An 18525-nucleotide genomic window follows, 5' to 3' on the forward strand; every position below is an offset into this window, starting at 1 on the left:
CTCCGGTTCAGTCTTCAGCGGCGCGCCAGCGCGAGTGGCTCGAACTGGTCTTCCATGTCGCGCACCAGCGCGGGCATGTCGAACAGCGGGGACGAGCGGCCATGCTCGGCCAGGTAGCGTCTATAGGACCGCGAGCGCGCCGGGTTCAAGCCGATCTGGATGGCCATGCGCTCGTACTCGGCCAGCGAAGTGACGGCCAGCTCGGGCAGGCCCACGGCGGTCAGCAGGCTGCCGGCCATGCGCGAGATGTAGCTGCGGCCGCTCAAGGAGAGGATGGGCGTGCCCATCCACAGGCAATCGTTGGCGGTGGTGCCGGCGTTGAACGGGAAGGTGTCCAGAACCAGGTCGGCCAGCTGGAAGCGGGCCAGGTAGTCCGGCGGCGCGGCACGCGGCGCGAAATACAAGCGGTCGGCCGACACGCCCATGCGCTCGGCGTTGGCCAGCATGTTCTCGCGCGCCTTGTCGTTGTCCGCCAGCAGCCACAGCACCGAACCGGGTACGGCCGCCAGGATGCGCATCCAGGCGTCGAACATCTGCTGCGTGTACTTGTGGTTGTTGTTGAACGAGCAGAACACGAAGCCCTGCTCCGGAAGCCCGACCTGCGCACGCGTGGGTGTGGCGCCGACGGGGCGCTTGCGGTCGCTGGACTGGTAGCAGTGCTTCAGATAGATCGGGCGCTCGGTGCAGTACGGCAGGTACTCGTGCGGCATCACGTAACGGTCCGCGATGATCCAGTCCACGCCCGGCAGCGCGGAGGTCGCCGGCAGGCCCAGGTAGCCGACCTGCACCGGCGCCGGCCGGTGGGCCAGGATGTCGGGGCGGGCGCCGTTGGTCAGGCCTTGCAGGTCCACCAGCACGTCGATGCCGGCGGCGGCAATCAGCTGCGCGGCCTGCTCGTCCGTGCGGCCCTGCAGCGGGATGACATGGTCCATGGCGGCGCGGATGCGGGCCTGCTGCGCGCTGCCGTCATCGCCGCTCCAGCAGAAGGCGAAGACCTCGAAGCGCGAGCGGTCGTGCAGCTCGAAGATCTCGGGCGTCAGGAAGCCCACCGCGTGCATGCGCAGGTCGCCGGACAGGTAGCCGATGCGCACCTTGCCCTCGCGCTTCACGCGGGTGTGCAGCGGCGCAGCCTTGATCTTGGCGACCTTCTCGGCGACGAAGCGCTGCGCGCACATCAGCTGCAGCGCCGGGTCGTCGCTGTAGCTCAGCATGGCCAGCAACGAGGTGTTGGACAGCAACTGGTTGGGCGTGACCTCGCCCACCGGCTCGTAGACGGGCCAGGCGCACTGCTTCTGGCGGATATGCACGTAGTGCTGCAGCACGTCGGGCTGGTCGGGCTTGAGTTCCAGCGCGCGGCGCATCAGCGCCTCGGCCTCGGGGAAGCGGCGCTCCTGCTCCAGCAGGCGGGCCATGTTCTTCAGCGCATGCAGCCGCATTTCCTGCGGAGCGGCCCCCAGCACCTCTGCAGTGGTGTCGCTGTCGGCCACCTCGCGCCAGGTCTGCAGCGCCTCGTCCTTGCGGCCCTGGTTCTCCAGCTGGTGGCCCAGGTTGACGCGGGCCTGCAGGAAATCGGGCTTCAGTGCCAGCGCGTCGCGGTAGACGCGCTCGGCATCCGCGTGGCGGCGCAGCGACGCCCAGACCGTGCCGAGGTTGTACAGCGCCACCAGGCGCATCGGGCCTTCGCTGTGGTCCAGCCAGGCTTGGTAGAGCTGCGCCGCCAGCTCGGCATGGCCGTCGCCCTGCAACTGGTTGGCGCGCGACATCAGTTCCGGCAGCGACAGGCTGCGCGCCAGGATGGCGGCCATCAGCCCGTCCCACTCGGGCTGCAGGGCTTGCGGGACGCTCAGGGTCTGCATGCTCGGACTGGCGATGTCCATGGTGTCGGCGGCGTTGGGGTTCCGGTATGTACGGCACACCACCTGGCAAGACGCGAGATGGCGGCACCTATCCGGATTTTGCGCCGCCCCACCCGTCGCGATCCGTGCAATTGGACCGTCCCACGCGCACTATTCGCGGCCCTGCCGCAGGTTTTGAAGAGCCTCAACCGCCCAGATAGTCCAGCTTGCCCAGCGGCACACCCGCGTGACGCAGCAGCGCGTAGGTCGTCGTCGCGTGGAAATAGAAGTTGGGCAGCGCGAAATGCCGCAGATAGTCCGCGCCGTCGAACTTCAACGGGTCGCCGCTGCGACGGGGGATGGTGATCTCGCGGCCCTCGCTGCCCACCAAGGCCTCGGCCGGCACCGACAGCACGAAGTCGCGCGTCTTGCGGATGCGCTCGGCCAGCTCGTCCAGCGTGGCCTCGTTGTCCTCGTAGCTCGGCACGGATTGACCGGCCAGGCGCGCCATGCAGCCCTTGGCGGCGTCGCTGGCGATCTGGATCTGCTTGGGCAACGGCAACATGTCCGGCGCCAGGCGCAGCGTCAGGTAGACGTCGGTCGAGAACTTCTTCGCCTCGGCATGGGCCTTGGCGGCCTCCAGCCAGTTGAGCATGTTGCCCAGCATCTTGGCGAAGGCGGGCGCGCTGGCGGCGTGCATGGAAATGGGGGTCATCGGCTGGGTCTCCTGTGAGGGAAAGCGATGGTAGCGATGCCGCCGTAAGCCCTGCAGCGCACGCGGCACAATGAACCGAGCTATGAACGTCATCATCCTGGACGACTACCAAGACGCCGTGCGCAAACTCCGTTGCGCGGCGAAGTTGGAACCCCTGAACGCCAAGGTGTTCACCAACACCGTCAAGGGCATCGGCCAGCTGTCCGTGCGGCTGCGCGACGCCGAGGTGCTGGTGCTGATCCGCGAGCGCACCGCCTTCCCGCGCCAGCTGCTCGAAAAGCTGCCCAAGCTCAAGCTCATCTCACAGACCGGCCGCGTCGGCAGCCACATCGACGTGGACGCCTGCACGCGGCTGGGCATCGCCGTGGCCGAGGGCGGCGGCAACGCGGTGGCGCCGGCCGAGCTGACCTGGGCGCTGATCATGGCCTCCATGCGCCGCCTGCCGCAGTACATCGGCAACCTCAAGCACGGCGCCTGGCAGCAGGCCGGGCTGAAGGCGGCATCCATGCCGGCCAACTTCGGCGTCGGCATGGTGCTCAAGGGCAAGACGCTGGGCATCTGGGGCTACGGCAAGATCGGCCAGATCGTGGCCGGCTACGGCCGCGCCTTCGGCATGAATGTGCTGGTGTGGGGCAGCGAGGCCTCGCGCCTGCGCGCCGAGGCCGATGGCTACCAGGCGGCGGCCAACCGCGAGACGGTGTTCGCGGAGTCCGACGTGCTGTCCGTACACCTGCGGCTGTGCGATGCGACGCGCGGCATCGTCAAGCCCGAGGATCTGGCGCAGATGAAGCCCACGGCGCTGTTCGTCAACACGTCACGGGCGGAGCTGGTGGTGGAAGGCGCGCTGGTGTCGGCACTCAACCGCGGCCGGCCCGGCATGGCGGCCATCGACGTGTTCGAAAGCGAGCCCATCCTGCAAGGCCACCCGCTGCTGCGGCTGGAGAACGCCGTCTGCACGCCGCATATCGGCTATGTGGAGCAGGACAGCTACGAGCTGTACTTCGACGCCGCCTTCGACAACGTGCTGAACTTCATCAAGGCGCAGCCGACCAACCTCGTCAACCCAGAGGCCTTGAAAGTCCACAGGTGAACCGCCCCGAGTCCTTGAGCGCGCTCTTCGTCGCGTTCACGCGGCTGGCGCTGCAGGGCTTCGGCGGCGTGCTGGCAGTAGCGCAGCGGGAGCTGGTCGAGCGCCTGGGGTGGCTGACGAAGGAAGAGTTCGTCGAGATGCTGGCCGTTGCCCAGGTGCTGCCGGGGCCCAACATCGTGAACCTGTCGCTGATGGTGGGCGACCGCTTCTTCGGCCTGCGCGGCGCCATGGCCGCGGTGGCGGGCATGCTGGTGGTGCCGGCGGTCCTCGTGCTGGGCCTGGCCATGGCCTATGGCGAGCTGTCCCGCTTTCCCGTGGCCGTCGACGCGCTGCGCGGCATGGGCGCCGTGTCGGCGGGGCTCATCCTGGCCACCGGCGTGAAGCTGCTGCCGGCGCTGCAGACCAGCGCGCTAGGCCGGCCGCTGGCCGTGGGCCTGGCGTTGCTGGCCTTCGTGCTGATCGGCCTGCTGCGCTGGCCGCTGCTCACGGTGCTGGCCTTGATCGGCGGCGCCGGCATGGTGGTCGCGTGGTGGAGGCTGAAGTGAGCGCGCCGGTCGACCTGGGCAGCTTGTTCCTGCACTTCCTGTCGCTGTCGCTGCTGTCCATCGGCGGCGCCATCTCGACCGTGCCCGAGATGCATCGCTACCTCGTCGAGCGGACCGGCTGGCTGACCGACACCGGCTTCACGGCGTCCATCGCGCTGGCCCAGGCCGCGCCCGGGCCCAACATCCTGTTCGTGGCCGTGCTGGGCTGGAACGTGGCCGGCCTGCAGGGCGCGGCGGCGGCCATGGCCGGCATCATGTTGCCGTCCACGGTGCTGACGCTGACGGCCACGCGCTGGATGCGCGCCCACCGCAGCCACATCGCGGTGCGCGCCTTCTCGGCCGGCATGATGCCGCTGACGCTCGGGCTGATCTTCGCCACGGGCTGGCTGCTGGCCCAGCCCTTCCTGCGTGAAGAGGCGCACCGCTGGGGCCCGCTGGTGCTGATCACCGCCACCATCGTGCTGACGCTGAAGACGAGGCTGGGCCTCGTCTGGATGGTTCTGGGCGGCGGCGTGCTCGGCGCCTTGGGCTTCGTCTAGACGCCGATGCCGGCCTGCACGGTGGCCGAGCGCTTGGTGACCGGCGCCATGCCCAGCGTGACCTGGGCATAGACCTCGTCGGCGCGCGGCATGAAGATGGGTGTGTTGATGTCGGCCATGCCCACCTTCACCTTGCCGGCATCCTCGTCGAGCTTGGAGGTCTCGATGGCGCGCTTCTCGCTGTAGTTGACCGTGCCCGCCGCCACGACGGTGATGGCCTTGTAAGGCCGCAGGAACACGCCGCCGCTGACCCAGGTGTAGGTGCTGATCAGGTCGTCGGCGCCGCCGTCGTCCGAGGGCAGCGAGTCGCCGGTGAGATCCTCGCCGTAGAGCTTGATCTCCAGGCGGTAGGTGCGGCCGACGTCGCTGGCGTCGAAGCTCATCGTGCCGGCGACGGTCACGTCGCGCTTGTCGCCGCTGGTGCTGCCGAGGGTGACGGTGGGAGTGGAAAGTGTGGCCATGGTGGGCTCCTGGATCAGGTGGGGTGGCACACCAGGACTTGGTCTGCCTGCCTGTACTGACGCAAGCGCGCACCGGCAGGGATCAGCGCATCGAGGGTGAATGTTCACCCTGCGCCAATGCCGCCCGGCCGGAACGCCGCCGGCGGCCGGCCCAGCAGCCGCAGGAAAGCGCGCCGCATGCGCTCGGTACTGCCGAAGCCGCAGTCCAGCGACACCCGCAGCACCGATGCCGAACCGCCCTCCAGCGCCGCGCGCGCCGCGTCCACGCGCAGCCGCTCGACCGCCTGCGCGGGCGTGGTGCCCGTCTCGGCGTGAAAGCAGCGAGCGAAGTGGCGCGGGCTCATGCAGGCCTGGGCGGCCAGGTCCTCCACGCGGTGGTCGCGCGCCAGGTCGCGCCGCACCTCGTCCAGCAGCGCGCCGAAGCGGCCGTCGGGCCGCTGCAGGTCCAGCAGCGGCGAGAACTGCGACTGCCCGCCGGGTCGCCGCCGCTCCACGACGAGCTGGCGCGCGGCCTCACGCGCGATGTCCTCGCCATGGTCGTGGGCCAGCAGCGCCAGGCAGAGGTCGATGCCGGCCGTCATGCCGGCACTCGTCCAGAGTTCCGGCAGGCCTTGCTGGCGGACTTCAGGCTCGCGCACGTAGATGCGGTCGGGCTGCAGGCGCACAGCGGGGAAGTCGGTGGCGAACTGCCGGCTGCGGGACCAGTGCGTCGTGGCCGTGCGCTCGTCCAGCAGGCCTGCTGCCGCCAGCAGCAGACTGCCGCTGCAGATGCTGGTGATGCGCGCCCCCGAGCGCGCCGCCCGGCGCAGCCAGGCCACCAGCGCTGCATCCTGGCAGGCGGCGTCCACGCCATCGCCACCGATCACCATGACCAGGTCGAGATCACCCAGCCGGCGCGGCAGCCCCTGCACCGGCCAGTCCACGCCCGCCGAGCTGCGCACCGCCGGCCCTGCGCTGGCCACGAGCCGCCAGTCATAGCTGCCGGGCCGCGCCAGCCGCGCCACCTCAAACACGGCCATGGGCCCGGCCAGGTCCAGCTGCTGGAAGCCGGGGAAGAGGACAAAGGCGATGCGGCAGGTCATGGGTGCGCATGTTGGCAGAAAAGGTGGGAACTGCGTCATGGCGGCCAAACGCGTAGCGCCGCAAACTGCCCGCCATCGACAAGCGTTGGCGGCAGGAGGCCGCATCACCATGAACGTTGGCATCCTGGTTTTCGACGAGATGGAGCTGCTGGACATGGCCGGCCCCTACGAGGTGTTCACCACGGCGGCTCGTGTCCATGCACGCACCCAGCCGGTGGGCGCTGCACCGCTGTTCACCGTGACCACGGTGGCGCGCAGCGCGGCGCCGGTGCGGGCACGCGCTGGCCTGCAGGTCCAGCCCGACGCCACGCTGGGCAAGCACCCGCCATTCGGCTGCGTGATCGTGCCAGGCGGCGTGGTGGACGCCGAACTGCGGCAGCCCGAGCTGCTGGCGTGGATCGCCGCCCAGCGGCGCACGGCGAGCGTGCTTGCCTCGGTCTGCACCGGCGCCCTGCTGCTGGCCGAGGCCGGCGTGCTGGATGGCCTGGCCGCCACCACCCACTGGGAAGACCTCGACGCCCTGCGCGCGCTGCGACCGGCGGTGACGGTGCGCGAAGGCCTGCGCTGGGTGGACGAGGGCGCGGTGGTCACGTCCGCCGGCATCTCGGCGGGCATCGACATGTGCCTGCACCTCGTGCAGCGCCTGCACAGCCACGAGCTGGCCCTTGCCGCCGCCCGGCAGATGGACTACGCCTGGAGCGGCACGCCATGAGCGACATCGGCCAAGACCTCATCACCATCACCCACCGCCCCGACACGATCTTTGTCGAAGGCCAGGGCGCCTGGCTGGTCGACGAGGGCGGCAAGCGCCACCTGGACCTCGTGCAGGGCTGGGCCGTCAACAGCCTGGGCCACAGCCCGGCCCTCATCACGCAGGCCTTGCTGGCGCAGTCGCAGCGGCTGCTGAACCCCAGCCCCGCCTACTACAACCGGCCGCTGCTGGACCTGGCCGCGCGGCTGGTCGACCTGAGCTGCTTCGACCGCGTCTTCCTCGCCAGCTCGGGCGCCGAGGCCAACGAGGGTGCGGTGAAGCTGGCGCGGCGCTGGGGCAGCCGCATGCGCGGCGGTGCGCACGAGATCATCGGCTTCGAGCAGGGTTTCCATGGCCGCACGCTGGCCATGATGAGCGCCTCGGGCAAGCCAGGCTGGGGGGACCTCTACCCGCCCATGCCCGGCGGCTTCGTGAAGGCGCGGCTCAACGACATCGCCTCGGTGGAGCGCGCCATGACGCCACGCACGGTGGCCGTGATGATCGAGTTCGTGCAGGGCGAGGCCGGCGTCGTCGTCGCCGACCCGGGCTTCGTGCGCGACCTGCGCGCGCTGACCGCCGAACGCGGCGTGCTGCTGATCGCCGACGAGGTGCAGACCGGCATCGGCCGCTGCGGCCATGCCTTCGCCTACGAGCATTACGGCATCGAACCGGACGTGATGACGCTGGCCAAGGGCCTGGGCGGCGGCGTGCCGCTGGCGGCGCTGCTGTGCAAGGAGGATTTCAACTGCTTCGAGCCGGGCGACCAGGGCGGCACCTTCTGCGGCAACCCGCTGATGGCGGCCGTGGGGCTGGCCGTGGTGAACGAGGTCTGCCGGTCAGACTTCCTTGCAGGCGTACGCGCGCGCTCGGAACAGCTCTCTGTCGGCCTGCAGTCCATCGCGCGCGACCACGGCCTGGTCGGCGAGCGGGGCCTGGGGCTGCTGCGGGCGCTGGTGCTGCCGACGGACGATGCGGCCGAGGTCGTCGCCGCCGCACAGGCGCTGGCGCCGGTCGGCCTGCTGCTCAATGCGCCTCGCCCTCACCTGCTGCGCCTGATGCCGGCGCTGAACATCAGCGCGGCTGAGGTGGACGAAGGTTTGGCGCTGCTGCGCCGGGCGCTGCGGGAGGTGCTGGGCTGAAGCCTAGCCTTGCGTCGTGCCGAAGATCTTGTCGCCCGCGTCGCCCAGGCCCGGGATGATGTAGCCGACATCGTTCAAGTGGCTGTCGATGGCCGCCGTCCAGCAGCGCACATCCGGGTGGGCGGCTTCCAGCGCCTTCACACCCTCGGGCGCGGCCACCAGCACCAGGGCGCGCACGTCCTTGCAGCCACGCGCCTTGAGCAGGTCCACCGTCGCGATCATGCTGCCGGCCGTGGCCAGCATCGGGTCGATGATCAGTGCCGTGCGGGAGTCCAGGTTGCCGACGAACTTGTCGAAGTAGTTCACCGGCTTGAGCGTCTCGTGGTCGCGGGCCAGGCCGACAACCGACACCTTGGCGTTGGGCAGGATGTCCAGCACGCCGTCCAGCATGCCCAGACCCGCACGCAGGATGGGCACGACGGTGACCTTGCGGCCGGCGATCTGGTCGATCTCGGCGGGGCCGCTCCAGCAGTTGATCGTCGTCTTCTCCAGCGGGAAGTCGGCCGTCGCCTCGTAGCACAGCAGCCGCGCCACCTCGCCGGTCAGCTCGCGGAATTTCTTCGTCGAGATGTCCGCCTCGCGCATCAGGCCGATCTTGTGCTTGACCAGCGGGTGCTTGACTTCGATGACGGCCATGACGGGAACTCCCAGTTTTTCTAAACAGTCAGAATTATCTGCGCTGGCGCAGCGCCTCATAAAGGCAGACACCCGAGGCCACCGACACATTCAGGCTCTCGACCGCGCCGGCCATGGGGATGCGCACCAGCTCATCACAGGTCTTGGCCGTCAGTTGCCGCATGCCCTCGCCCTCGGCGCCCATCACGAAGGCTGTTGCGCGCTTGAAGTCAATGTCGTAGACGGAGCGCTCGGCCTGGTCCGACAGGCCGACCACCCAGATGTCGCGCTCCTTCAGCTCATTCAAGGTCCGTGCCAGGTTGGTGACCATCAGATAGGGCACGGTCTCGGCCGCGCCGCTGGCGACCTTGGCCACCGTGGCGTTCAGGCCCACGGCGCGGTCCTTGGGCGCGACGACGGCATGCACCCCCGCGCCATCGGCCACGCGCAGGCAGGCACCCAGGTTGTGCGGGTCGGTCACGCCGTCCAGCACCAGCACCAGCGGCGGGCCCTCCACCGCGTCGAGCACGTCGTCCAGCGAATGCGGCTGGGCGATGGCCGCCACGCGGGCGACGACGCCCTGGTGGCGCGGGCTGCCGGCGATCTGGCTCAGGCGCTCGTCGTTGCTCTCGACGAGCTTGGCGCCGGCCTCCTTGGCGCGCTCGACGAAGGCACGCATGCGCTGGTCGCGGCGCGCAGGGTCGAAATGGACCTCGGCAACCGACGTGGGGTGGGTCTTGAGGCGGACGGTGACGGCGTGGAAGCCGAACAGGACGGACTTGGCAGAGCTCATGAATGCATTGTCGGGCCGAGCGCCGGGCCACCCCAAGCCGGCCCGTCCTGGCGATGTGCTTGGCGGTCAATCCGGCAAGCATCGCCGTCCCCCTGGGGGACCGGCCGAGGTACACCTGGGACGAGGGGCGCCATCTTGTCAGCGCCCGGCTTGCTTGCGGGCGTTCTCCATGACGTTGACCATTGTGTCGGTCCACAAGCGCGCCTTGTTCTTGGCCAGGTGGTCCAGCAGTTGGTCGTGGGCCTCGCGCGTGACGCTCAGGTGCTCGGCGCCCACGCCGTGGAAGAGCAGCGACACCACCGCGCGCTGGGCAGCCGCCTTCTCCACCAGCGCGATCAGTTGCTCGCCGGTCCAGCCTTCGACGAAGTAGACCGGCATGGCGTAAGGGTCCATCGCCGCCGTGTCCGTCACCATGGCAGGGTTGGCGGCCCGGTAGGCGACGAAATGCGGCTGCAAGGCCTTCACGAAATCCTGGCCGCCGGCCTTCAGGTCCAGGCAGGGCGGCGTGAAGGTCCGCCTGGTCTTGCCATCCAGCGACTGCAGCCAGGTGTTGGCCGCGAGGATGTGCTCCTGCACCTGGGCCGGGGTCTGCTTGTCCAGGTCACGGTGCGGCAGCACCCATTCGCGGCCCGGCGCCTTGGCCGAGCAGCTGTGGAAGAGGCTGTGGTTGCCCAGCTCATGGCCGGCTGCGGCGGCGGCCTTCCATTCGTCCTGGCGGGCCGGCAGCGTGGGGCCGTTGATGGGGATGTAGAAGCTGCCGCGCAGGCCGCGCTTGTTCAGCGCCGGGATGACATGGTCCAGCTGGCTGGCCAGCGCGTCGTCATAGCCCAGCGTGACGGCCGCCTGGGCGCCGTTGGGCCACACAAACGGTGCCGCCGTGGCGGCCACCGAAGCGAACAGGCCGAGCGCGGCCAGCATCATTCTTTTCATCTTTGTCTCCTCAGCGAATGGATTGGATCGCCATCAGCGCGCCGATGAGCACCGGCTGATGAACCATGTAGAAACTCAGCGACCAGCGCCCCAGCACGGCCAGCGGCTGCGGTGCGCTGCCCTGCCAGAGCCGGGGCCGTGCACGCGTGGAGACGAAGCCCAGCAGCATGGCGCCCAGCCAGGGCAGCACGGGCACGTAGTCCTCCGTGATGGGCTTGCGCGTGACGAGGCCCAGCCAGTTCGTCCAGCGCGTGTCGAACACCGGGTGCTGCACGACATGCGGCAGCACGATGGCCGCCGCCGCCAGCGCCAGTAGCGCCAAGTCGGGCAGCCGTGCCAGGCCCACGCGCAGCAGCAACAGCATGGCGGCGATGCCATGCAGCACGCCGAAGCTGATCCAGCTGTTCGGGAACATGAACCACGAGCCCGCCGTCACCAGCAGCGCGCAGCCTGCCACCTGGCCCCAGCGCTTCCAGAACCGGCCGTTGCTCTGCCCGGCCAACACCGCCAGCGCCTGCCCGGCACCGGCACAGAACAGGAAGAGGCTGACGATGGCCGTGCGCTGCCAGGTCCAGACCGGGTCGCGGTAGAAGTCCTGGCGTATCCAGCCGAAGTGGTTCAGGTCGAAGCCGAAGTGGAAGGCGGCCATCCAGACGATGGCGGCGCCGCGCAGCGCGTCGAGGCGGTCGCAGCGATGGGGCTGTTGATCGGCGGCGGCCGGCGGCATGGGTCAACGAACGGGCGTGGAGGCGCCGGGATTCTGACCGCTGTGCAACTGCCGCTGCTGGCGCCGCGCCAAGCGCTCCTCAGCGATGCGGCGGCGGGCGATGCGGTCGCCCTCTTCCGGGTCGGCCGCGCTGTGCATGGCCTCGGCGCGCTGCCGGGCGGCGTCGCGCACGCGGTCGCTCAGCTGCGTCTGCGCGGCCTGGGCCTCGCGGCTGATGTCCCAGTCGGCCTCGCGGTAGCGGCCCTGGCCGCTGCGGCACTGGCGCACGCGGCGCACTTCGTCCTGCAGGAACTGCCGCTCGGCGTCGCCCAGCGTGGTCGAGCTGGCGCGCGTCTCCATGCCGCGCAGCTCGCCGTCGCCCGGACAGGCATTGCCCGGTGTCGACGTCGGCGCCGGCACGGACGCTGCCGGCGGCCGGCCCATGGCCGCGTCGACGACCTCGGGCTTCATCGCCTCCACCACATTCGGCTGCAGGCTGCGCCCGGGCACCGGCTGGCCGGTCTGCGGGCAGGGCTTGTCGCTGAAGACCACCTTGCCCGCCACCTCGCACTTCCACACCTGCTGCGCCCAGGCGCTGGAGAGCGCCAGGCACAGCCCGAAGGCCACGCCCACGCGCTTCATCGCCACACCGCTGTCTCCGACCAAAATGCGTGCCATCGCAACCGCTCCTTCGCTCGCTTCATGTCCAAGCGTCTGCTCGCCCTGGCCCTGATCGTATGGCTCGGCGCCGTGTCCGCCGAGGCCCAGAACAAGGCCGCCCAACCCCGCGCCGTCAGCGCCCGCGGCGCGCTGGACGCCGAGGAGATGAACAACATCGGCGTCTTCAAACGCGTCAGCCCGTCGGTGGTGCACATCACGACGCTGTCCGTGCAAAGAGATTTCTTCTCGCTGCGCACCAGCGAACAGCCGCGCGGCACGGGCACCGGCTTCGTGTGGGACGAGGCCGGCCACATCGTCACCAACTTCCACGTCATCCAGGGCGGCGACCGCGCCACCGTCACGCTCGCCGACCAGAGCAGCTACCCAGCCAAGCTGGTGGGCGCCTTCCCCGACCGCGACATCGCCGTGCTGCGCATCGAGGCGCCGCGCGACAAGCTGCCGGCCATCGCGGTCGGCGCCAGCCGCGACCTGCAGGTGGGCCAGAAGGTCTACGCCATCGGCAACCCCTTCGGGCTGGACCAGACGCTGACCACCGGCATCGTCTCGGCGCTGAACCGCGAGATCGAGTCGGTCACGCGGCGCACGATCAAAGGTGCGATCCAGACCGACGCCGCCATCAACCCGGGCAACTCGGGCGGGCCGCTGCTGGATTCGGCGGGGCGGCTGATCGGCGTCAACACGTCGATCTACAGCCCAAGCGGGGCGAGCGCAGGCATCGGGTTTGCGATTCCGGTGGACGAGGTGAACCGCATCGTGCCGCGGCTGATCCGAGACGGGCGCTTCATCCGACCGGCATTGGGGGTCACGTCGGGCCCGGAGAACCTGACCCGGGCGCTGGGCGCGCCCAAGGGCGTGCTGCTCGTCAACGTGGCGGATGGCAGCCCGGCGGCGGCGGCAGGGCTCAAGCCGTTCGGCCGCGACCGCAGCGGGCGCATCGTGCAGGGGGATGTCATCACCGCCGTCGACGGGCAGGCGGTGGCGGACCTGGACGACATGCTGTCGCTGCTGGAGACGCGGCAGATTGGGGAGAAAGTGACGCTGACTGTGTGGCGCAGCGGGCAGACGAGGAAGGTGGTGGCGACGTTGGGGAGTTCGGATTGATGCAACAGCGCGAATCCCACAGTACGACAAACACTTTGAATGACGTGCTCGCTCTTATGGATCGCCTCGACGGAAATGCAATCTCCGTGGGCGAGTTCTGTTCGGCCTACGAGCACATGTGGAATTTCCAAGTCGACAAAGAGAGTCTTCCGAAGGTCTCATTGACTCTGCTCGAAACCCTTTTCGACGAGGTGGTTTGGTTCTGCCCTCTGCCGAGAGCGCTGTGGGAGTATCCGAAGTATCGAGATGAGGGCGAAATCCGCCTCGCAGTGGCATCTGCTCTCCATGCGCTCACTGGCAAGCTGCCAACCAACGACCTCGTACAGTAGCGCCCCGCCCCAAAGGGCTTAAGCCAGACGAACAGGACACCCCATGGGCGCGCAATGGAAAGCCAAACACAAAGACATCGCCGCCAATGCCAAGGGCCGGCTGTTCGGCAAGCTGTCCAAGGACATCATGATTGCGGCGCGCCACGGCGCCGACCCCAAGGACAACGCGCGGCTGCGGCTGGTGGTGGAGCAGGCGCGCAAGGTGTCCATGCCCAAGGAGACGCTGGACCGCGCCATCAAGAAGGGCGCCGGGCTGACCGGGGAAGTCGTCCACTTCGAGCAGGCCATCTACGAGGGCTTCGCTCCGCACCGCGTGCCGGTGATGGTGGAGGTGCTGACCGATAACGTGAACCGCGCCGCGTCGGACATGCGCGTGCTGTTCCGCAAGGGCCAGCTCGGCACGTCGGGCTCGGTGAGCTGGGATTACGACCACCTCGGCATGATCGAAGCCGAGCCCGCCGCACCCGGCGCCGACGCCGACACCGCCGCCATCGAGGCCGGCGCGCAAGACCTGCTGCCGGCGGACGAAGAAGGCGTCACCGTCTTCCTGACCGACCCGGCCGACCTCGACCTCGTCAGCCGCGCCCTGCCCGCGCAAGGCTTCACGGTGCTGAGCGCCAAGCTGGGCTACCGGCCCAAGAACCCGGTGGACCCGGCCACGCTCAACGCCGAGCAGTTGGAAGAGGTGGAGAGCTTCCTGGCCGCGCTGGACGCCAATGACGACGTGCAGCATGTGTACGCCGGGCTGGCCGGCTGAGACGCGCATGCCAGAGCACTCATTTGCCCGAACCCTGGAGCGGCGCGGCGTCACCGCAGCCGTGTTCCGGGACGAAATCGTCCCCGCCAACCGCCCCGTCATCCTGCGCGGGCTGGTCGAGGACTGGCCCGTGGTGCAACAGGGGAAGGCATCGCCCCAGGCCACCTGCGAGTCCCTGCTGCAGTTCTATCGCGGCAAGCCCGTGCCGTTGGCGCTGGGCGACCCGGCGAGCCAGCGCCACCTCTTCTATCGGCCCGACATGGAGCGGCTCAATTTCGTGCGCCGCCCCGAATCGCTGCTGGACTGCCTGCGCTTGATGCTCAGCCAGGTGGACAACACGCAGGCACCCGCGATCTACATCGACGCGCAACCGCTGCCCGACTGCCTGCCTGGCTTCACGGACGAGCACAGCATCCCGATGCTGGATGCAACGGTCGTGCCGAACATCTGGATCGGCAATGCGGTCAAGGTGCAGACCCACTTCGACCTGAAGAGCAACATCGCCTGCATCGTCGCGGGCCGGCGGCGCTTCACGCTGTTCCCGCCCGACCAACTGCCCAACCTCTACCCGGGCCCGATCGATTTCGCCCCCGGCGGCACGCCGGTGAGCATGGTGCCGCTGGACAACCCGGACTTCGACCGCTTCCCGAAGTTCCGGCAGGCGCTGGCGGTAGCGGAGGTGGCCGATCTGGAGGCGGGCGACGCGCTGTACATCCCTTACGCCTGGTGGCACAACGTTGAATCGCTGGCGGGGTTCAATGTGCTGGTCAACTACTGGTGGAACGAGGCCCAGCCGGCCACGCCGCTTTACGACGCGCTGCTGCACGCGGTGCTGGCGTTCCGCGATCTGCCGGCCGATCAGCGGCGGTTCTGGCAGCGCATGCTCGACTACTTCGTGTTCGAGACCGGCGGCGAAGCGCTGGGCCACCTGGCGCCGCAGCATCGCGGCCTGATGGGCCGCGCGTCGCCGGAGCGTGCGTCGGCCATCAAGGCCATCCTGGCCGAGGCGCTCAACAAGCCATAGCCAGGCCGGTGACCGGCAGGGCTGGCGCCATTAACCTTCCAATTCAGGACTTCAGATGGCCTGCAAAGATTGCAAGTGCTTGTCCCATATTTGATTTTCAGAACGTATTCAGGACAAAATTCAGGACACAACTCCTGAACCAATGTCCGCCGACCTGTCCAGCCTCGAACGCCTGCTCCGCCCGCGCGGCCCCGTGGGGCTGGCGGAGATCGCCGCGAGCCTGGGTTGCTCCACCAAGACCGCGCAGCGGCTGATCGGCTCGGCCGGTGACGCGGTGGTGGCCGCCGGCCAGACGCGGCGGCGGCGCATGGCCTGGCGGCGCGACGTGCGCGGCCAGCGGGTGGAAGCGCCGGTCTACCGCATCGACGCCGAGGGCCGGCCCCAGCGCATCGGCCTGCTGCGGCCGATCTGGCCGTTCGGTTGCCATGTCGACATCGAAGCGCCCGCCTGGCCCGCGCCCGAGGAGGCGCGCGACGGCTGGTATGGCGGCCTGCCCTACCCTCTTTACGACCTGCGGCCGCAGGGCTTTCTCGGCCGCGCCTTTGCGCGCCGGCATGCGCCAGGCCTGAGCCTGCCGCTCGACCCGCGCGACTGGGATGACGACGCGCTGCTGCTGGGGTTGAGCGCCTTCGGTGACGATCTGCCGGGCGAACTGCTGGTGGGCGACGCCGCGCTGCGCCGCTTTCTCGACACGCGGCTGGCTGCGGGCCAACCATTGAGCGAAGCCGAGCTGCCCGCCGCCTACGCCGCGCTAGCCACCCAGGCGATGGACGGCGCCCTGCCTGGCTCCTCGGCGGGCGGCGAGTTCCCGAAGTTCACCGTGGCGCGCGAACGGCCCGGCATGGCCACGCCGCACTGCGTCGTCAAGTTCAGCGGCGCCGACGACTCGGCCACCGTGCAGCGCTGGCGCGACCTGCTGGTCTGCGAGCACCTGGCCGCAGGGGCCTTGGGCGAGCAGGCGGCGGGCACGCGGCTGCTGGCGCACGCGGGCCGGCTGTTCCTGGAGAGCGAGCGCTTCGACCGCATCGGCCCGCACGGCCGGCGCGGCGTGGTCAGCCTGGAGAGCGTCAATGCCGGCCTGGTCGGCGAGGCGACCAACGACTGGGGCCGCGTGGCCCGCGCACTCGCGGCGCAAGGCCTGCTGAGCGCGGGCGACGCCGAGCGCGTGGCCGAGCGCCAGCTGTTCGGCCAGCTCATCGGCAACAGCGACATGCACGGCGGCAATCTCGGCTTCTTCCACGAGGCGACCGGCCTGCGCCTGGCGCCCAGCTACGACCAACTGCCCATGCGCTATGCGCCGCAGGCCGGCGGCGAGGTGTTGTCGCCAGCGCTGGCGCCCGGCCTGCCGCTGCCGGCGGAGCGCGAGCGCTGGCAGCGAGTGGCGCCGCAGGCCATGGACTTCTGGCTCGCGGCGGCTGCCGATGTGCGCATCAGCCAGCCCTTCCGCGGCCTGTGTGCCGACAACGCTGCGGCACTCGAACGGGCAATGGCCCTGGCATGAAACGACTGCTCATCGCCCTGTCGACGCTGGCCCTTGTGCTGGCCGGGCTGAGCCTGGCCGCAGGCGAACACCTGAGGCGCCCCGTCCGCACGACCATCGGCGCGCCGCCCCAGGGGCTGAACGCAGCGACCGTCGCCATACCTTACGGCGAAGGCCAGCACCTCGCCGGCTGGTTCCTGCCCGGCCGCGCGCACGAAGGTGCGGTGCTGATGCTGCACGGCGTGCGCGGCAATCGCCTGCAGATGCTGGCGCGCGCCCGCTGGCTGCAACGGGAAGGTGTCGCCAGCCTGATCGTCGACCTGCCCTCGCACGGCGAAAGCAGCGGCGAGCGCATCAGCTTTGGCCGGCACGAGTCCAAGGGCACCGAGGCCGCGCTGGCCTGGCTGCGCATGCGGCTGCCGGGCGAGAAGGTCGGCGCCATCGGCGTGTCGCTCGGTGGCGCGTCACTGCTGTTTGCGCAGCGCCAGCCCGAGCTCGATGCGCTGGTGCTGGAGTCGGTCTACCCGACCATCGACGCCGCCGTGCAGAACCGGCTCGCGATGCACCTGGGGCCCGTGGCCGGCCAGGCGCTGGCGCCGCTGCTGCTGGTGCAGATCCCGCTGCGCCTGGGCTTTGGCACGGACCAACTGCGCCCGGTCGACGCCATTGCCAACGTGCGCGCACCGCTGATCGTGGCCTCAGGCACCGAGGACCTGCACACGCGCTTGCCAGAGACCGAAGCGCTGTTCGCCGCTGCGCGCGAGCCGAAGGCGCTATGGCCTGTCGAAGGCGCCGCACACATCGACCTCCATGACTTCGACGCGGCGGCCTACGAAGCGCGGCTTGGCCCCTGGCTGCACGCACAACTGCGCAAGTCCTCGCCCCGACAGGGTCAAGCCGTGGCCGGCAAGATGCCGCCATGAGTTCCCTGCCCCCGCTCTCCATCCTCGACCTGGCGCCCGTCGTCGAAGGCGCCACGACCCGCGAGGCGCTGCTGAACAGCCTGGACCTCGTCAAGCTCGCCGACGAGCTGGGCTACACGCGCTACTGGGTGGCCGAGCACCACAACATGGAAGGCGTGGCCAGTTCGGCCACGGCCGTGCTGATCGGCCAGCTCGCGGCCGCGTCCCGGCGTATCCGGGTCGGCGCGGGCGGCATCATGCTGCCCAACCATGCGCCGCTGACCATTGCCGAGCAGTTCGGCACGCTGGCCGAGCTGTTCCCGGGCCGCATCGACCTTGGCCTGGGTCGCGCCCCGGGCACCGACCGGCCGACGATGCGCGCGCTACGCCGCAGCCTGGAGTCCACCGGGGAGGATGCCTTTCCTAACGACGTGGTTGAGCTGCAGAGCTACCTCGCCCCTGTCCGGGATGACGCCGTTGTGCGTGCAGTCCCTGGCCAGGGCACCGAGGTGCCGATCTGGCTGCTCGGCTCCAGCCTCTACAGCGCGCAGTTGGCGGCCTACCTGGGCCTGCCGTTCGCGTTCGCGTCGCACTTTGCGCCGGAGATGCTGATGCAGGCGCTGCAGATCTACCGCGCGACCTACAAGCCCAGCGTGCGGCACTCGAAGCCGCACGCGATGGCGGGGCTGAACGTCATCGTCGCGCCGACCGACGAGGAGGCTCAGCACCTGTTCACGTCGTACCAACAGCGCTTCCTCGGCATGGTGCGTGGCCAGCGCGGCAAGCTGCCGGCGCCGGTGCAGAGCATGGATGCACTGTGGTCACCGACCGAGCGGATGCAGGTGGAGCGCATGCTCAGCGAGTCCATCATCGGCTCGCCGGAGACGGTGCGCGCGGGCCTGGCCGAGACGCGGGAGCGCACGCAGGCGGACGAGTTCATCGTTGCCTGCGCGGTGCATGACCATGCGTTGCGGCGAAGGTCGTACGAGTTGCTGGCTGCGCTTTGAGCCCGCAGACGCTGCAGCGCATCAAGCGGCAGTTCGAGCAACT

At 69.6% G+C, this 18525-nt stretch carries 21 protein-coding genes; 12 read left to right on the forward strand and 9 right to left on the reverse strand.

Features of this window, described 5'->3' with window-relative positions; translation table 11 throughout:
• Positions 1-14: 14 nt before the first annotated feature.
• Together ACG00Y_RS00085 and ACG00Y_RS00090 are read right to left on the reverse strand one after the other, a co-directional pair.
• Positions 15-1877, reverse strand: coding sequence for an O-linked N-acetylglucosamine transferase, SPINDLY family protein (locus ACG00Y_RS00085; protein ID WP_394475217.1), 1863 nt, complete (start codon positions 1875-1877; stop codon positions 15-17).
• A 163-nt stretch (positions 1878-2040) separates the two neighbouring features.
• The gene (locus tag ACG00Y_RS00090; protein ID WP_394475218.1) at positions 2041-2550 is read right to left on the reverse strand and encodes a DUF1993 domain-containing protein; all 510 of its coding nucleotides are present in this window, start codon (positions 2548-2550) and stop codon (positions 2041-2043) included.
• Between the two features lie 82 nt (positions 2551-2632).
• Here ACG00Y_RS00090 and ACG00Y_RS00095 point away from each other — a divergent pair, with 82 nt between their 5' ends.
• The 3 genes from ACG00Y_RS00095 to ACG00Y_RS00105 are packed head-to-tail and all read left to right on the forward strand — an operon-like array spanning position 2633 to position 4724.
• The gene (locus ACG00Y_RS00095) at positions 2633-3640 is read left to right on the forward strand and encodes a D-2-hydroxyacid dehydrogenase family protein (RefSeq protein ID WP_394475219.1); all 1008 of its coding nucleotides are present in this window, start codon (positions 2633-2635) and stop codon (positions 3638-3640) included.
• Positions 3637-4185, forward strand: coding sequence for a chromate transporter (locus ACG00Y_RS00100; RefSeq protein WP_394475220.1), 549 nt, complete (start codon positions 3637-3639; stop codon positions 4183-4185). Before ACG00Y_RS00095 ends, ACG00Y_RS00100 begins: the two co-directional genes overlap by 4 nt.
• A complete protein-coding gene (locus tag ACG00Y_RS00105; protein WP_394475221.1) occupies positions 4182-4724 on the forward strand; it encodes a chromate transporter in 543 nt (180 codons plus the stop codon). Before ACG00Y_RS00100 ends, ACG00Y_RS00105 begins: the two co-directional genes overlap by 4 nt.
• Here ACG00Y_RS00105 and ACG00Y_RS00110 read toward each other — a convergent pair.
• Both ACG00Y_RS00110 and ACG00Y_RS00115 read right to left on the reverse strand, forming a co-directional pair.
• Positions 4721-5185: a hypothetical protein gene (locus ACG00Y_RS00110; RefSeq protein WP_394475222.1), complete on the reverse strand. Its 465-nt coding sequence runs from the start codon at positions 5183-5185 to the stop codon at positions 4721-4723. The two genes, ACG00Y_RS00105 and ACG00Y_RS00110, sit on opposite strands and share 4 nt — an antisense overlap.
• 104 nt (positions 5186-5289) lie before the next feature.
• Complete coding sequence (locus ACG00Y_RS00115; RefSeq protein ID WP_394475223.1) at positions 5290-6267, reverse strand: GlxA family transcriptional regulator; 978 nt, start codon at positions 6265-6267, stop codon at positions 5290-5292.
• A 109-nt stretch (positions 6268-6376) separates the two neighbouring features.
• Between ACG00Y_RS00115 and ACG00Y_RS00120 the strand changes: the two genes are divergently transcribed.
• The gene (locus ACG00Y_RS00120; RefSeq protein WP_394475224.1) at positions 6377-6979 is read left to right on the forward strand and encodes a DJ-1/PfpI family protein; all 603 of its coding nucleotides are present in this window, start codon (positions 6377-6379) and stop codon (positions 6977-6979) included.
• Complete coding sequence (locus tag ACG00Y_RS00125) at positions 6976-8157, forward strand: acetylornithine transaminase (protein WP_394475225.1); 1182 nt, start codon at positions 6976-6978, stop codon at positions 8155-8157. Before ACG00Y_RS00120 ends, ACG00Y_RS00125 begins: the two co-directional genes overlap by 4 nt.
• Positions 8158-8160: 3 nt before the next feature.
• On the opposite strand, the gene upp is transcribed toward ACG00Y_RS00125, so the two are convergent.
• The 5 genes from upp to ACG00Y_RS00150 form a co-directional block, all read right to left on the reverse strand.
• A complete protein-coding gene (upp, locus tag ACG00Y_RS00130) occupies positions 8161-8793 on the reverse strand; it encodes a uracil phosphoribosyltransferase (protein WP_394475226.1) in 633 nt (210 codons plus the stop codon).
• A gap of 34 nt (positions 8794-8827) precedes the next feature.
• Positions 8828-9565 (reverse strand): 23S rRNA (guanosine(2251)-2'-O)-methyltransferase RlmB, encoded by a 738-nt coding sequence (gene rlmB, locus ACG00Y_RS00135; protein ID WP_394475227.1) that lies wholly within the window; start codon positions 9563-9565, stop codon positions 8828-8830.
• A 138-nt stretch (positions 9566-9703) separates the two neighbouring features.
• Positions 9704-10495 carry a polysaccharide deacetylase family protein gene (locus ACG00Y_RS00140; protein WP_394475228.1) on the reverse strand — a complete coding sequence of 264 codons (792 nt, stop codon included), beginning with the start codon at positions 10493-10495 and terminating at the stop codon, positions 9704-9706.
• 10 nt (positions 10496-10505) lie between these two features.
• On the reverse strand, positions 10506-11222 hold the full coding sequence (locus ACG00Y_RS00145; protein ID WP_394475229.1) for an acetyltransferase domain-containing protein: 717 nt from the start codon (positions 11220-11222) through the stop codon (positions 10506-10508).
• Between the two features lie 3 nt (positions 11223-11225).
• Entirely contained in the window at positions 11226-11879 is a 654-nt protein-coding gene (locus ACG00Y_RS00150) for a hypothetical protein (protein WP_394475230.1), read from the reverse strand.
• Positions 11880-11903: 24 nt separating this feature from the next.
• Between ACG00Y_RS00150 and ACG00Y_RS00155 the strand changes: the two genes are divergently transcribed.
• The 7 genes from ACG00Y_RS00155 (at position 11904) to ACG00Y_RS00185 (ending at position 18482) form a co-directional block, all read left to right on the forward strand.
• A complete protein-coding gene (locus ACG00Y_RS00155; RefSeq protein WP_394475231.1) occupies positions 11904-12983 on the forward strand; it encodes a S1C family serine protease in 1080 nt (359 codons plus the stop codon).
• Entirely contained in the window at positions 12983-13312 is a 330-nt protein-coding gene (locus ACG00Y_RS00160; RefSeq protein WP_394475232.1) for a hypothetical protein, read from the forward strand. Before ACG00Y_RS00155 ends, ACG00Y_RS00160 begins: the two co-directional genes overlap by 1 nt.
• Before the next feature lie 43 nt (positions 13313-13355).
• A complete protein-coding gene (locus ACG00Y_RS00165; protein ID WP_394475233.1) occupies positions 13356-14069 on the forward strand; it encodes a YebC/PmpR family DNA-binding transcriptional regulator in 714 nt (237 codons plus the stop codon).
• Positions 14070-14076: 7 nt separating this feature from the next.
• The gene (locus ACG00Y_RS00170) at positions 14077-15093 is read left to right on the forward strand and encodes a cupin-like domain-containing protein (protein WP_394475234.1); all 1017 of its coding nucleotides are present in this window, start codon (positions 14077-14079) and stop codon (positions 15091-15093) included.
• A gap of 142 nt (positions 15094-15235) precedes the next feature.
• Positions 15236-16594 carry a type II toxin-antitoxin system HipA family toxin YjjJ gene (gene yjjJ, locus ACG00Y_RS00175; RefSeq protein ID WP_394475235.1) on the forward strand — a complete coding sequence of 453 codons (1359 nt, stop codon included), beginning with the start codon at positions 15236-15238 and terminating at the stop codon, positions 16592-16594.
• Entirely contained in the window at positions 16591-17496 is a 906-nt protein-coding gene (locus ACG00Y_RS00180) for an alpha/beta hydrolase (protein WP_394475236.1), read from the forward strand. The genes yjjJ and ACG00Y_RS00180 overlap by 4 nt, the downstream gene beginning before the upstream one ends.
• The gene (locus ACG00Y_RS00185) at positions 17493-18482 is read left to right on the forward strand and encodes an LLM class flavin-dependent oxidoreductase (RefSeq protein ID WP_394475237.1); all 990 of its coding nucleotides are present in this window, start codon (positions 17493-17495) and stop codon (positions 18480-18482) included. Before ACG00Y_RS00180 ends, ACG00Y_RS00185 begins: the two co-directional genes overlap by 4 nt.
• The last annotated feature ends 43 nt before the right edge of the window (positions 18483-18525 follow it).

Origin of the sequence: Pelomonas parva (assembly GCF_043555835.1) — a bacterium.
Taxonomy (GTDB): Bacteria; Pseudomonadota; Gammaproteobacteria; order Burkholderiales; family Burkholderiaceae_C; genus Pelomonas; species Pelomonas parva.

Bases quoted from the DNA above. Each gene is read 5' to 3' on its own strand.
- ACG00Y_RS00085 (WP_394475217.1), bottom strand. From the start codon at position 1,877: ATGGACATCGCCAGTCCGAGCATGCAGACCCTGAGCGTCCCGCAAGCC.
- ACG00Y_RS00090 (WP_394475218.1), bottom strand. From the start codon at position 2,550: ATGACCCCCATTTCCATGCACGCCGCCAGCGCGCCCGCCTTCGCCAAG.
- ACG00Y_RS00095 (WP_394475219.1), top strand. From the start codon at position 2,633: ATGAACGTCATCATCCTGGACGACTACCAAGACGCCGTGCGCAAACTC.
- ACG00Y_RS00110 (WP_394475222.1), bottom strand. From the start codon at position 5,185: ATGGCCACACTTTCCACTCCCACCGTCACCCTCGGCAGCACCAGCGGC.
- ACG00Y_RS00115 (WP_394475223.1), bottom strand. From the start codon at position 6,267: ATGACCTGCCGCATCGCCTTTGTCCTCTTCCCCGGCTTCCAGCAGCTG.
- ACG00Y_RS00120 (WP_394475224.1), top strand. From the start codon at position 6,377: ATGAACGTTGGCATCCTGGTTTTCGACGAGATGGAGCTGCTGGACATG.
- ACG00Y_RS00125 (WP_394475225.1), top strand. From the start codon at position 6,976: ATGAGCGACATCGGCCAAGACCTCATCACCATCACCCACCGCCCCGAC.
- upp (WP_394475226.1), bottom strand. From the start codon at position 8,793: ATGGCCGTCATCGAAGTCAAGCACCCGCTGGTCAAGCACAAGATCGGC.
- rlmB (WP_394475227.1), bottom strand. From the start codon at position 9,565: ATGAGCTCTGCCAAGTCCGTCCTGTTCGGCTTCCACGCCGTCACCGTC.
- ACG00Y_RS00140 (WP_394475228.1), bottom strand. From the start codon at position 10,495: ATGAAAAGAATGATGCTGGCCGCGCTCGGCCTGTTCGCTTCGGTGGCC.
- ACG00Y_RS00145 (WP_394475229.1), bottom strand. From the start codon at position 11,222: ATGCCGCCGGCCGCCGCCGATCAACAGCCCCATCGCTGCGACCGCCTC.
- ACG00Y_RS00150 (WP_394475230.1), bottom strand. From the start codon at position 11,879: ATGGCACGCATTTTGGTCGGAGACAGCGGTGTGGCGATGAAGCGCGTG.
- ACG00Y_RS00155 (WP_394475231.1), top strand. From the start codon at position 11,904: ATGTCCAAGCGTCTGCTCGCCCTGGCCCTGATCGTATGGCTCGGCGCC.
- ACG00Y_RS00160 (WP_394475232.1), top strand. From the start codon at position 12,983: ATGCAACAGCGCGAATCCCACAGTACGACAAACACTTTGAATGACGTG.
- ACG00Y_RS00165 (WP_394475233.1), top strand. From the start codon at position 13,356: ATGGGCGCGCAATGGAAAGCCAAACACAAAGACATCGCCGCCAATGCC.
- ACG00Y_RS00170 (WP_394475234.1), top strand. From the start codon at position 14,077: ATGCCAGAGCACTCATTTGCCCGAACCCTGGAGCGGCGCGGCGTCACC.
- yjjJ (WP_394475235.1), top strand. From the start codon at position 15,236: ATGTCCGCCGACCTGTCCAGCCTCGAACGCCTGCTCCGCCCGCGCGGC.
- ACG00Y_RS00180 (WP_394475236.1), top strand. From the start codon at position 16,591: ATGAAACGACTGCTCATCGCCCTGTCGACGCTGGCCCTTGTGCTGGCC.
- ACG00Y_RS00185 (WP_394475237.1), top strand. From the start codon at position 17,493: ATGAGTTCCCTGCCCCCGCTCTCCATCCTCGACCTGGCGCCCGTCGTC.